The 13756-nt window shown below is 52.4% G+C and carries 9 protein-coding genes; 5 read left to right on the plus strand and 4 right to left on the minus strand.

Translation table 11 applies throughout. The features are described from left to right. Nucleotides 1-35 precede the first annotated feature (35 nt). From iaaA to gsiD, 5 genes are read left to right on the plus strand one after another with little or no spacing between them, the layout of a single operon-like run. Nucleotides 36-1001, plus strand: coding sequence for a beta-aspartyl-peptidase (iaaA, locus tag AC07NP_RS02240; RefSeq protein WP_494659436.1), 966 nt, complete (start codon nucleotides 36-38; stop codon nucleotides 999-1001). Then, nucleotides 988-2859 carry a glutathione ABC transporter ATP-binding protein GsiA gene (gsiA, locus tag AC07NP_RS02245; protein WP_494659437.1) on the plus strand — a complete coding sequence of 624 codons (1872 nt, stop codon included), beginning with the start codon at nucleotides 988-990 and terminating at the stop codon, nucleotides 2857-2859. The genes iaaA and gsiA overlap by 14 nt, the downstream gene beginning before the upstream one ends. Nucleotides 2860-2891: 32 nt before the next feature. Further along, complete coding sequence (gene gsiB / locus AC07NP_RS02250) at nucleotides 2892-4430, plus strand: glutathione ABC transporter substrate-binding protein GsiB (RefSeq protein WP_494659438.1); 1539 nt, start codon at nucleotides 2892-2894, stop codon at nucleotides 4428-4430. Between the two features lie 47 nt (nucleotides 4431-4477). Beyond that, the gene (gsiC, locus tag AC07NP_RS02255) at nucleotides 4478-5398 is read left to right on the plus strand and encodes a glutathione ABC transporter permease GsiC (protein WP_192611691.1); all 921 of its coding nucleotides are present in this window, start codon (nucleotides 4478-4480) and stop codon (nucleotides 5396-5398) included. A 2-nt stretch (nucleotides 5399-5400) separates the two neighbouring features. Further along, nucleotides 5401-6312, plus strand: coding sequence for a glutathione ABC transporter permease GsiD (gene gsiD, locus AC07NP_RS02260; RefSeq protein WP_494659439.1), 912 nt, complete (start codon nucleotides 5401-5403; stop codon nucleotides 6310-6312). Nucleotides 6313-6347: 35 nt separating this feature from the next. Here gsiD and AC07NP_RS02265 read toward each other — a convergent pair whose 3' ends face one another. The 4 genes from AC07NP_RS02265 to AC07NP_RS02280 all read right to left on the minus strand — a co-directional run bounded on the left by AC07NP_RS02265 (nucleotide 6348) and on the right by AC07NP_RS02280 (nucleotide 13748). Then, complete coding sequence (locus tag AC07NP_RS02265; RefSeq protein WP_494659440.1) at nucleotides 6348-6857, minus strand: GNAT family N-acetyltransferase; 510 nt, start codon at nucleotides 6855-6857, stop codon at nucleotides 6348-6350. Between the two features lie 1024 nt (nucleotides 6858-7881). Further along, nucleotides 7882-10359: a CFI-box-CTERM domain-containing protein gene (locus AC07NP_RS02270; protein WP_494659441.1), complete on the minus strand. Its 2478-nt coding sequence runs from the start codon at nucleotides 10357-10359 to the stop codon at nucleotides 7882-7884. Nucleotides 10360-10363: 4 nt separating this feature from the next. Further along, complete coding sequence (locus AC07NP_RS02275) at nucleotides 10364-11581, minus strand: dynamin family protein (protein WP_494659442.1); 1218 nt, start codon at nucleotides 11579-11581, stop codon at nucleotides 10364-10366. A 1-nt stretch (nucleotide 11582) separates the two neighbouring features. Next, the gene (locus AC07NP_RS02280; RefSeq protein ID WP_494659443.1) at nucleotides 11583-13748 is read right to left on the minus strand and encodes a dynamin family protein; all 2166 of its coding nucleotides are present in this window, start codon (nucleotides 13746-13748) and stop codon (nucleotides 11583-11585) included. Nucleotides 13749-13756 lie beyond the last annotated feature (8 nt).

Genomic DNA, 13756 nt, shown 5'->3' on the forward strand with positions numbered 1-13756 from the left:
GCAAAAGTGTGTGCCACCGTTAATGGACGACAAAAATGGGCAAAGCAGTCATTGCGATTCACGGCGGCGCAGGCGCCATTTCCCGCGCGCAATTGAGCCAGGAGCAAGAGCAGCGCTACATCCGGGCGCTGTCCGATATTGTTGAAGCAGGGCAAAGGATGCTCGAAGCGGGGGAAAACGCGCTTGATGTGGTGACGGAAGCGGTGCGCTTGCTCGAAGAGTGCCCTTTATTTAATGCCGGTATTGGCGCGGTGTTTACCCGGGATGAAACCCACGAACTGGATGCCAGCGTCATGGATGGCAACACGCTAAAAGCCGGTGCCGTCGCCGGGGTGAGCCAGTTGCGTAATCCGGTGCTTGCCGCCAGGTTGGTGATGGAGCATAGCCCACATGTCATGATGATGGGCGAAGGGGCGGAAAATTTTGCGTTTTCGCAGGGGATGGCACGCGTTTCACCTGATATTTTTTCGACTCCCCAACGTTACGAACAGTTGCTGGCGGCACGTGCCGCAGGCGAAACGGCGCTCGACCACAGCGGCGCGCCGCTGGATGAAATGAAAAAAATGGGCACTGTCGGTGCAGTTGCACTGGATCAATACGGCAATCTGGCGGCGGCGACGTCAACCGGCGGCATGACCAATAAATTGCCTGGACGCGTCGGCGACAGCCCCCTGGTGGGCGCGGGGTGCTATGCCAATAATGCCAGCGTCGCGGTGTCCTGTACGGGAACCGGTGAGGTGTTTATCCGCACGCTGGCGGCCTACGATATTGCGGCGCTGATGGATTACGGCGGACTCAGCCTTGCCGACGCCTGCGAGCGGGTGGTGATGGAAAAATTACCGGCGCTGGGCGGTAGCGGCGGATTAATCGCCATCGATCATGAAGGAAATGTCGCCCTGCCGTTTAACTGCGAAGGCATGTATCGTGCCTGGGGATATGCCGGGGATACGCCAACCACGGGGATCTACCGGGAAAAAGGGGACACCGTTGCCACACAGTGACGAACTGGACGCCAGCGATGTACTGGCCGTCAGCAATCTGAATATTGCGTTTTCACAAGAGCAGCAACGCGTAAGCGCGGTGCGCAATCTTTCGTTTCGCCTCAAGCGTGGAGAGACGCTGGCGATTGTCGGCGAGTCGGGGTCGGGAAAATCGGTCACCGCGCTGTCGTTGATGCGCCTGATTGAGCAGGCCGGAGGGGAGATTCAGTGTGATGAAATGCTTCTGCGCCGGCGTAATCGTCAGGTGATTGAGCTGGGCGAGCAAAATGCGTCTCAGATGCAGAGCGTGCGCGGTGCGGATATCGCCATGATCTTTCAGGAGCCGATGACCTCGCTCAACCCGGTCTTTACCGTGGGAGAGCAAATCGCCGAGTCGATCCGCTTGCATCAGGGCGCCAGTCGCGAAGAGGCGATGGCGGAAGCCAAACGGATGCTCGACCAGGTGCGTATCCCCGAGGCAAACGCCATTTTATCCCGTTATCCGCACCAGCTTTCCGGTGGTATGCGCCAGCGTGTGATGATCGCGATGGCGCTGTCGTGTCGCCCGGCCGTGTTGATTGCGGATGAGCCGACGACGGCTCTGGACGTCACGATTCAGGCGCAGATCCTGCAATTGATCAAAGTGTTGCAGCAGGATATGTCGATGGGGGTGATTTTTATCACTCATGATATGGGGGTAGTGGCTGACGTCGCCGATCGGGTACTGGTGATGTATCAGGGCGAGGCCGTGGAAACCGGCAGCGTTGAGCAGATTTTTCATGCGCCGCAACACCCGTATACCAAAGCGTTACTGGCGGCAGTACCGCAACTGGGGGCGATGAACGGGCAGGCGTTTCCGCGTCGTTTCCCGCTCATTTCACCCAACGATCCACAACAGCGCGAACCGCAGACAGCGCAGGATACGGTCGTCGCAGGCGAACCTATCTTGCAGGTGCGTAATCTGGTGACGCGTTTTTCGTTGCGAAGCGGCATCTTTAACCGGGTGACCCGGGAAGTCCATGCCGTAGAAAATGTCAGCTTTGATCTCTGGCCGGGGGAGACGCTTTCGCTGGTGGGGGAGTCCGGCTGTGGCAAATCCACGACCGGACGCGCGCTGTTACGGCTGGTGGAATCACAACGCGGCGAAATTACCTTCAACGGTCAGCGTATTGACACCCTTCCGGCGAGTAAATTGCAGCCGCTGCGCCGGGATATCCAGTTCATTTTTCAGGATCCTTATGCCTCGCTGGATCCTCGCCAGACGGTGGGATACTCCATTATGGAGCCGCTGCACGTTCATGGCGTGCTAAAAGGCGATGCGGCAGCGTCGCGGGTGGCCTGGCTGCTTGAACGTGTCGGCTTGCGTCCGGAACATGCCTGGCGTTATCCGCACGAGTTTTCCGGTGGTCAGCGTCAGCGTATCTGTATTGCTCGCGCACTGGCGCTCAATCCAAAGGTGATCATTGCCGATGAGGCCGTCTCCGCGCTGGATGTCTCTATTCGCGGGCAGATCATCAATCTGTTGCTCGATCTCCAGCGGGAGATGGGGATCGCTTATCTGTTTATCTCCCACGATATGGCGGTGGTTGAGAGAATCAGCCATCGCGTAGCGGTGATGTACATGGGGCAAATCGTGGAAATTGGCCCTCGCCGCGCCCTGTTTGAGAATCCGCAACATCCTTATACCCGGAAGTTAATGGCGGCCGTCCCGGTGGCCGATCCTTCCCGACATCGGCCACAACGAGTGCTGCTGTCTGATGATATCCCCAGTAATATTCGTAAGCGTGGGGAGCAGATTACGCCCGTGTCGTTGCAGTTGGTTGGGCCGGGTCATTACGTTGCGCGTGTGCAGCCGGAAAATGCGCTTTCGCGTTTATAACACTCAGACACACAGGGTTTCAGGAGAATAATATGACAAAATTTGTTGCCCGTAATTGGCTGGTTGCAGCAGGCGTTGCCTCGGCGTTGACGGCGTCGCCTGCGTTTGCTGCGAAAGATGTTGTGGTGGCGGTCGGCTCCAATTTCACGACGCTCGACCCGTATGACGCGAATGACACCTTATCGCAGGCGGTGGCGAAGTCGTTTTATCAGGGACTGTTTGGCCTTGATAAGGATATGAAACTTAAAAACGTGCTGGCAGAAAGCTACAGCGTGTCCGACGACGGTTTGATCTACACCGTGAAACTGCGTCAGGGGGTCAAGTTTCAGGACGGCACCGACTTTAATGCGGCGGCGGTAAAAGCCAATCTGGACCGGGCAAGCAATCCGGAAAGCCATCTCAAACGCTATAACCTGTACAAGAACATCGCGAAAACAGAGGTGGTGGATCCCGCAACGGTGAACATCACGCTGAAACAACCGTTTTCTGCATTCATCAATATCCTGGCGCATCCGGCGACGGCGATGATCTCCCCGAAGGCGCTGGAAAAATACGGTAACGAGATTGGATTCCATCCGGTCGGTACTGGCCCGTATGAACTGGATACCTGGAACCAGACTGATTTCGTCAAAGTGAAGAAATTCACCGGTTACTGGCAGCAAGGGTTACCTAAGTTAGACAGCATCACCTGGCGGCCAGTGGCGGACAACAACACGCGCTCGGCCATGCTGCAAACGGGCGAGGCGCAATTCGCCTTCCCAATCCCTTACGAGCAGGCCGCGCTGCTGGAAAAAAACAAAAACCTGGAGTTGGTCGCCAGTCCCTCTATTATGCAGCGTTACATCAGCATGAATATCACGCAGAAACCGTTTGATAATGCCAAAGTGCGCGAAGCGCTCAACTACGCCATTAATCGTCAGGCGCTGGTGAAAGTGGCGTTTGCCGGTTATGCAACGCCTGCCACCGGTGTGCTGCCTCCAGCGATTGCGTTTGCGCAAAGCTACACGCCGTGGCCGTACGATCCGGCAAAAGCGCGTGAACTGTTAAAAGAAGCGGGTTATCCGAATGGTTTTAGCACCACGCTGTGGTCGTCGCATAATCACAGTACCGCGCAAAAAGTGCTGCAGTTTACCCAACAACAGCTGGCGCAGGTCGGCATTAAAGCGCAGGTGACGGCGATGGATGCCGGGCAGCGCGCGGCGGAAGTGGAAGGTAAAGGGCAAAAAGAGAGCGGAGTAAGACTGTTCTACACCGGCTGGACCGCCTCCACGGGGGAAGCCGATTGGGCGCTGTCGCCGCTGTTCGCGTCGCAAAACTGGCCGCCAACGTTGTTTAATACCGCGTTCTACAGCAATAAGCAGGTCGACAGCGATCTGGCGGACGCGCTGAAAACCAATGACCCAACGGAGAAAGCGCGCCTGTACAAAGAGGCGCAGGACATCATCTGGAAAGAGTCCCCGTGGGTGCCGTTGGTTGTCGAAAAACTGGTTTCAGCACACAGTAAAAATTTGACCGGTTTCTGGATTATGCCGGACACGGGTTTCAGTTTTGAAGATGCGGATTTGAAGTAAGCCATATATTCTGCCCCTGATGTTCAGGGGCAGACGCAGGGAGTCTGATGTTTAGTTATGTTCTCAAGCGTCTGCTGGGGTTAATTCCAACCCTGTTGATTGTCGCGGTGCTGGTGTTTTTATTTGTCCATCTGTTACCCGGCGATCCGGCACGGCTGATTGCCGGACCGGAGGCCGATGCGCAGGTGATTGAACTGGTGCGCCAGCAGCTTGGCCTTGATCAACCGCTACATGTTCAGTTCTGGCATTACATCACCCACGTTCTCCAGGGGGACTTTGGGACGTCGATGGTTTCCCGCCGCCCGGTCTCAGAAGAGATCGCCAGCCGCTTTATGCCGACGTTTTGGCTGACCATCACCAGCATGGTTTGGGCCGTTATGTTTGGGATGACGGCCGGGATTATTGCCGCAGTCTGGCGTAACCGTTGGCCGGACAGAGTGAGCATGACGCTGGCAGTCACGGGGATCTCTTTCCCGGCGTTTGCGCTTGGCATGCTGCTAATGCAGGTCTTTTCCGTCGAACTGGGCTGGTTGCCCACGGTCGGCGCAGACACCTGGCTGCACTACATTTTGCCGTCTGTCACGCTGGGCGCGGCGGTCGCCTCGGTGATGGCGCGATTCACTCGCGCGTCGTTTGTCGATGTGCTCAGTGAAGATTACATGCGTACCGCCCGCGCGAAAGGGGTGAGCGAAACCTGGGTTGTGCTAAAACACGGTTTGCGTAACGCCATGATCCCGGTTGTCACCATGATGGGGCTACAGTTTGGCTTTTTGCTTGGCGGCTCTATTGTCGTCGAGAAAGTGTTTAACTGGCCGGGGCTTGGCCGCCTGCTGGTAGACTCGGTGGAAATGCGCGACTATCCGGTGATTCAGGCTGAGATCTTGCTGTTTTCTCTGGAATTTATTCTTATCAATTTAGTGGTGGATGTGCTCTACGCCGCCATTAATCCGGCTATCAGGTACAAGTAAGGATGCGACTGTTCAACTGGCGCCGTCAGGCGATTTTAAATGCCATGCCTCTGGTAAAACCGGATCGGGTACGCACGCCGTGGTATGAGTTCTGGCGGCGTTTTCGTCGTCAGCATGTGGCCATGATCGCCGGTGTTTTTGTGCTGCTGCTGATCCTGGTGGCGATCTTTGCCCGTGGGTTAACACCGTTTGATGCGGAAAATTACTTCGATTACGACCGCCTCAATGACGGTCCTTCCATGCTGCACTGGTTTGGCGTCGATTCGCTGGGTAGGGATATTTTCAGTCGCGTGCTGGTTGGGGCGCAAATCTCCCTGGCGGCTGGGGTATTTGCGGTGTTTATTGGCGCGGCGATAGGTACGGTCTTTGGTTTACTGGCGGGCTACTATGAGGGCTGGTGGGACAGAATGATCATGCGTATCTGCGATGTGCTGTTTGCTTTTCCTGGCATCCTGCTGGCGATTGCGGTGGTGGCGGTGCTGGGCAGCGGCATTGCCAATGTGATTATCGCCGTGGCAATCTTCTCCATTCCTGCGTTTGCCCGTCTGGTGCGGGCGAATACCCTGGTGTTAAAACAGCAAACGTTTATTGAGTCGGCGCGCAGTATTGGCGCCAGTGATGCCACCATTCTTTTCAACCATATCCTTCCAGGAACGGTCTCTTCGATTGTGGTCTTTTTTACCATGCGTATCGGCACCTCGATTATCTCGGCGGCCAGTTTGTCTTTTCTCGGGTTAGGCGCACAGCCGCCGACGCCGGAGTGGGGGGCAATGCTCAATGAAGCGCGGGCGGATATGGTGATTGCGCCGCACGTGGCATTGTTCCCGGCGGTCGCGATTTTCCTGACGGTGCTGGCGTTTAACCTGCTGGGCGATGGGCTGCGCGACGCGCTGGATCCGAAGATTAAAGGGTAGCTGCGGCAGGCCAAATTGAACGGTAAGGAGATCCCTCAGATACGTTTACCCAGGATATGCAATGTGCTTTGCTGGGTTGAGGTGCTGAACGTTGTATCTTTGATATGTGTTAACCCCTGGCGGGTGTAAAAGCGGTACGCCCGCGGGTTAGCGTCTAAAACTTCCAGCCAGAAAAAGGTTTCACCACGGTATTGCGCCATACGCACTATTTCTGCAAGCAGAGTCTCACCGTAGCCCTTGCCGGTTTCACCAGGTAACAGATAGAGTTTATGCAGCAATGTACCTGTCGGGCCGTTTTCATCCACGGGGCAGTGCCAGGATACTTTGGCGAATCCGACCGGAGCAGTCTCTTCTGCGATAAACCAGCAACTGGCTTCGCTTTGTAATTCTTCCTGTATTGCGGGCAGAGAGTACTCCTGAAAGAGAAAAGCCTGCAATTCGTTGTGTTCATGCCACAAGTGGGCAAAGTGGTGAGTGTAGCTGGAATAACCCATTTGACTTAATAATGCTGCATCATCCAGATGTGCTTTTCGTACTGTAATCATTCTCTGGTCAACTCCCTATTGTGAATTACATTCCAATGTAGTCGAATGCGGCATTATTTGTGGCTAAGATGCGTTTGGCATTTCAAAGCATTTTTACGGCGTTATCTAACCAGGTTGGAAGTTTTCCTTATACCTGTTGAGATAGAATATGGACTGCTCCCCAATAATTAACATAATGTGATGCTTTTAGCGTCCGCTGTTGGCACGACTCTGCTAACAGCAATGCTACTGTCGGGTATGAGGGAATTAATACTAATACCTCTTAGTATCGGATGGTCTAAGGCAACTGTTCACGGGGCGATCGCAATTCTCTCACAGCAGAATGGGGTAAGCACCGACCATAGATAACGGAGGAGTAGAGATGACCATTATCATCAACTATCTGACAAAGGCATTTGAAAGGCTCACCCAGTGTTGGGCTGTCAAGTAACTGGGTAGCTTCAGCAATAGTGTCGAAGTCAAGCGTAATGCTAACATCTTTAACCCAGGTGTCAGGAAGTCGCTGTTTCACCAAAAGCTCAGCCAGCAAACATGTGTATCGCCGCGCTATGTAATTCATCAGGACAACGCTGGCGTCGTGTTTATGCACGGGAAATGAAAACCTCAATGAGGTGAGCCTCCTTTCAGTAGCGGATAGCTTTAACTGACCAATAGACCAGTATCCACCGAACTCGTTGTTTCAGCTGACAAAGCTTCCATTAAGTGAATTAGCAATTCCTCTAAGCTCAGTTCTTCGTGCCATTGCGAGTTCCTGTCTGCTGGTCAAATTCCTCAATCGGTAACCGTAAACTGTATCGAATCACTGCGCCAGTCTTCATTATTCCTTTTGCATCGCCTGGACCTGCTATCAGTAAATTGACATGACAAATTCGCTAATATGTTAACCAATAGGGAACCGGTGGTTTCCTCAGAATTATGGGTTTCCATAGGAAACCCATCTTCAAACGTAATACGCTTGTTCATGTAAAAATTCAGCAAAACAAAATGAGCTTTGCAGACCTAAAATAGATTGGACTATCTGCAATTAAAGATAGATTTTCATTAATGTCGTCACAAGTTTTATATAAAGGTCTTTTGCTTCCTGATGATTTCCAGCCAGCAATAGTTCATAACCTTGTTTGATATAGTCATCCCACATCCACTGATACACTGCCTGGGGATTTTCGCTGGCGTCAATTTTATCAAGGATTTTGGGCGCAATATGATAATACTCTCCGACCAAATTTTCGCCGTCCGGCTGCTCAAGCAAGATATGGTCACGAAAATGACGGAAGGATTGCAATACCTCACAATCATCTTCATAGCCCATTACGCGGCAGGTTGCAGTGGTCAGAAAGCAACTGCTGTCGCTGGAGGAGCTGGGGTACGAGGTATGCTCTGTGCGTTGGTAAGAGGTTTTGTAGGCGTTCTCGCGGCTGACTTTTTCCTGGATAGTCTTTTCCAGACGTGTCAGCATCTTGATCGCACTGATATCGCCGGCGCTGATACTTTTTTGGTAATAGGTTCGCGCCAAATTGAGGTCAATCGGTGTGCCGTCGCCATAGTGATGCATTCTGCCCAGTAAGGTCCAGGCTCTGGTCTGCTGGCACTGCTCGAGGATCGCGTGTGCTTCGGTAAATCTTTTTTGTAAGTGCAGCAGGCTGCCGTAGATATACCGATCATTGTCATCAAAAAATGCCGCATTTTTGCGCTGTGTTCTGGCTGCATCGTGCCATAGGTAGTGATAAATCTGCAGCGCGTTCTTTCTGGAGGGCGTCATTTCCTGCGGAGCGGCGTATTTGCTGTACTCGATCCGGGCAATCGCTTTGAGTGCATCCAGATGACCTAATGCCGCCGCAATACGTAAATGAAGATGGGCGTTCTCTGGACGATGGTTGTCGATAAAATGGCAGCCATAGAGATAATTGGCGCCGGGATGCAGGGCGTTGGCCAGATAACGCAAAGTTACCTCGGCTTCTCTGGGGGATTTTTTATCCACTCGGCGTAATAAGAGGTCACCGGAAAGGGAGTCGCCAAGCATGTAAGCGCGGCGGAGATATTTCTCGCCTTCATTGGGGCGTGAGGTCAGTTTCCAGCAGCCGAGTGTATAAAATTCTTCGCCTGTCCGGCACACAATATTGGCCGCATAGCGCTGGCCAGCCTCGGCGTCGTTCACGCCCAGCGCGGCGCGAAAATGCAGGCAGGCGCGATAAATGAAATCATCCTGACTGCCGCTCAGTGCGCGTAATTCCGCCAGGTACGCGCTGCTGAGTGGCTTATTGCTAAGTTCGCTGATAAAGAGATTGAGGATATTCGCATGGGGGTAACCAGCAAGGCGCAGGTCGCCGGCAAGACGGATGGCTTTACTTGTCTGTTTCTTGTAGCTAAGTGAAATGAAGCGCTGTTGCGCATATTTCCACTGCCGATCGCGCAGGGAGGAATGGGCATCTGTTCCGGGTAGCTCCGGCGCACGTTGTTTTTCAAAAATCGTCTCTACTTCGCGGCACTGGCTTAACAGGAGGTCCAGGCACTGGCGGTAGCGCAGGGTGGACTCTGCAAGCTCATCACACTGCTTTTTCGTTTGCAGCATCATCGTTTCGATAACGTTGCTGACATGCGTGTCTGCATCGTTTTGCACCAGATCCGCGTTCGCATTCGCGATAATGTGCTTACTGCGTTTGATCTCCCCTTCCAACCAAATCAGCGGTTCTTCGAAAATGGCCTCAATCTCGTGATAAATTCCGCTATTGACTGTTGGGCGCAGCGACGTCAGTTCCGGGGGCGGTGTTTCCTGGAGACATAATTTACGAAACATGCCTTTTAGTTCGGCGGCTTGTCCTTCACGAACTGATACCAGATGGATTTGCGCCGTACTTCCGGTCTGTTCAAGTACTTTCAGCGTACGTTTTATCAGGTATTGTGACCTGGCTGGCAAGATGATGGTGTTGGCAACGTCCAGAAGTCCGTTGAAATAGAGCGAGTCTGGTGAAGCGCGGGAAGGAATGTCAACCAGCGTAACTGCTGGGCCGATGTGGGGCACTGCGAGCGCAAAGGCGGAGATAAAGTTTTGCAATTCGCCCTTATGCTGCCGCATTTTTTCGAAGGTATCGAGGATGGCAGATTCGATCATCGGGCAGTGCTTGTGATACAGCGTAACGCCGCCCTGACAGGCAAGCGAGTATGGGCGGTTCATCAGCGTCGGGATAGTGTCATTCGCGCGATGAAAACGTCGCGATTGCATAAATGCAGGCAACAACGTATCGCGTTCATGTCCCCGGAAACCGATATAGCAGACCACATGATGATTAATGAGTTGGGGAAAGCGCAGCATGACAAGGAGACGATCGAGGGCCTGCTGTTGGGCCAACTGAAGTGCTGCTTTATCCGGGTAGCTACTGGGTAATAAATGTTGTTCGATGAGTGTGTCGCAGGATGCTTTCAGCATCTTCCACGGTGCGGACCAGGTATCCTGTTGCGGTTCATCCTGCAGCAGGCTGACAAGGTCATCAAGAAAGTGTGGCATCGCTTTATTCATGATTTAATAACTTATCGATCTGAAGATTAAAGGCTTTACTCTGACGGGTAAGCTCGGCGATTAGCGTGTGATTTAGACTGTAAGCTTCAACCAATGAGCGGATATACTGTGGTGATTCGCTTTTCACGATACCGCGCCGGATCGGAGCATTAGTCTGGCTAAGCGCGTCGCGCTTTTGTTGATTCATTTGCTGCCACTCGGTCTGCAGATTCAACAGTTCTTGTTTCATATCCTGACGAGCCTGCTCGTCATTGCAGGCCTGCGCAATAAAATCGCTCAGTAGCGTTGCGCCTAAATACTCTGTGTTGAGCGTTGATGAAAAGGCCGTCACGCCACAATAAGCAATTCCGGCATTATCCAGTTGGTCCTTAAATGTGGTGATGATGCTGCGCAGATCGCCTTCGGTTTTTCCATCCGCTTTGTTTAACACTACCAGGCAAGGGTGGGCTAAATGCAGCGAGTTAAGAAAGGCAATATCACTCTGGCCTAATGAGCCGTTATCGGCGGTTGCCAGCCATATAATGTAGTCGCAGTTGCTCAGATGCTCCCTGGCAATTTTTTCATCAAACAGGCGATCGCCACGGTTTTCTTCGTCGTCATTGTTATAGCCTGGCGTGTCAAGCAGCGCGATACCAGGCCACGGGAAGTCTGGCAGTCCTATCACGATCTTCTTGAGAATGTCGGAGAAACCCAGACCATAGTTTTTATAAAAAACGTGGGCAATGCTTTGTAATTCTTCCGGCTCCAGGGGAACCCGTGTTTCATTCGCCGTGTAGGCTGCGATGGACGGGTGCTCCTGACCTACCAGGTATGTGGCGACCGCAGTTGTTGGGCGTTGCCCGGTGGGAAGGTGGGGACGTCCGGTCAGGGTATTGAGAAAGTGCGACTTACCGGCGCTAAATCTGCCTCCCACTCCGACCAGACATTTGTTTTTAAGCTGCGGAAGTTGCGCTTGCTCAACGAATTTTGCACTCAGGGTGCGAAAGGCTTCTACCAGCGTACGCTCTCGCTCATCTTTAAGCGCATCCCGGCTTATTATTTCGGGCAGATACTCCTGCAGGTTGCGACGAAGAAGCGAAAAATATTTTTGATTCTGCGTGTTGCCAGCGTACAGGCGAAGCAGTAACGCTAGCGCGACATCTTTTTCCTGCGTGCTATCGCTGGCCAATTCTGTGGGAATCTCATCCGTGAATAAATCCTCGAAATCCACGCTAAACCTCCTGATGGGATAATTCTGTACGCAATCCCCGCAGTAGCGTTATTGTCTCGTCATAGCGGGCAATATTGCTTTGTTTATCCGTGTATTGTGCGGCGAGTTTATCAAGGCTGCTCTGTACGGACTGGCTAATATCGCCGACAAATGCGTCATTTTGTTGATGCAGAATTCTGATAAAACGGATCTGTTGTTCATCCAGCGTAAGCCGGATCTTTTTGCTGATGCTGTCCAGTGCATTTTCCAGCGCCACTTTTAATCTGGCAATATCCTCATTTTTCGTGCTGGCACCAAATTGATTAATAATTTCGTCGATCTCGGCTTGTGGCTCATAAAGGGGAGGGGTGATCTGCAATTTATCGAGGCTTATTTGCAGTGGTACAAGAATAGTCTCTTTGCTAAAGGTAACATCAGCTTCCTGAAAAGCATCCAGTACGCGTTTTTTCAGCTGCGACCTTAAGGTATCCAGCGGCGCAAAATGGCTATATGCCGTGAGGATCTCCGAATGTACGCTTCTGGTATAGCTGCGCAGCGTGTGGATAATATCTGAAGTTTCCGCCATATGTTCGGTTACCGACACAATATGTGTGTGGGTTTTCTTCCAGAACCACATGCCGCTGGTGGTGCTGCGATCCACATCACGGCTTTTACTGCTGACGCTCAGTTCACGGTAATTATCAATAAGCCCAATAATACGCAATTTCAGGCGTTCAAATTCCTGATTCATCTGCAGCTCTGCCGTACTGAAATGGACATTAATATCCGCGTCGATTTTTTTGACGCTCTGAGTGAGCGCATTAATCCCCGTCTGCAGGGTTTCCAGATCAACTGAACCGAGCGTCTCTTTGTCGCCCTGTGCGGCGGTTTCGAGGTGTTTAAGGCAGTCGCGTAGTTCACTATTTTTGCCGCGGATTAAATCAATTTGATGCGCATACTTAATCTGGTCTTTTTTCTCCCGGCACAGCTCCAGCTCCTGACGCACTTTTTTTAATCCGGCAATTACCCGAAAATCCTTCGCTTCACACGGAGCGTTAGTAAAGCTTGCCAGGTTATCCCGGGTGAGTTTCTCTTCCTCGCTTAAGGGGTGCTGCTGTTCCATTTTCCACGCGATACCTTCCAGTAAGGCCGATATCAGGACCGGTTCCTGCGTATCGAAACGATCTTTCATGGCGTCGACGACGTTTTGCCGCGTAGCCATAAAGGCATCCTTAAAAAACGTTTTCTGGCCGCGATGATCCTGAATAGCTAAATCCATTTTACTGGCAATAATAATGTGATGAAGAATGCCATCATTGACCAGTTTGTGTTTAATAAGATCCATATCCTGTTTGGATAAAAATTCACCTGCAGAGGAGAGGATCATGACGCAATCACACTGGCAGAGGAAATTAATTGTTTCCCGGCTGCGGGAAACAACAGGGTCATTTAACCCCGGGGTATCGATAATTTCGATATCGCGGAGCATCTCATGGTTAAGGTTTAACTCAACATGACGGACAAGGGGCGTTAAACGCCCGCGGGATCCAATGTACTCGCTGAGTTTTGCCTGGATTTCGCTCAGGTCGCTAAAAGGGATAAGTTGTTCCCCTTTTTCCAGCTCGCTATAGATGTCCAGTCTTTCGCTTTCCGCTGTTTCCCGGAGTTCGCGGCAGGCAGCTAATTCGGGTGGCAGTTCGTGGATAATACTTTTTCGGGCTCTCTCTTCGTTGAAGGTGGTGCCGGGTCTGCTGGCTTGACGGGAGCGCACCTCGCTCAACTTTGTGGCAATAATCTTATCGGCGGCATCGGCGTCACTCTCTATGTTTTGCCAGTCCTGGGGCGAGTAAAACACCAGCTTTGCACACTGTTCCTGCGCATAGCGCAGACGGGTCAGCGAAGCGGTCATCGGTGTCGCTGCTTTCGGTAAAATATGCTGACCGTTGAAGAGAAGGGCATTCAGAAAGGTGGATTTCCCCGCTTTTACCGATCCGACGATGCCGATGCGTAACAGTCGGCTGGCTTCGTCTTCAGCGGCGAGGCTGCGCCGCATGTTTGCGAGGATTTGATTTAGCTGGAACAGTCGCTCTTCACGCAGAAAATCCTTATGGGGAGTAAGGTTGGCGCAGACGTTTTCCAGTGTTTGCATAAATGCGTGAATACCATCGCGTGGGGTGGAGGCGCTCATGATTCATC

Source organism: Citrobacter sp. GW821-FHT07H02, assembly GCF_059418505.1.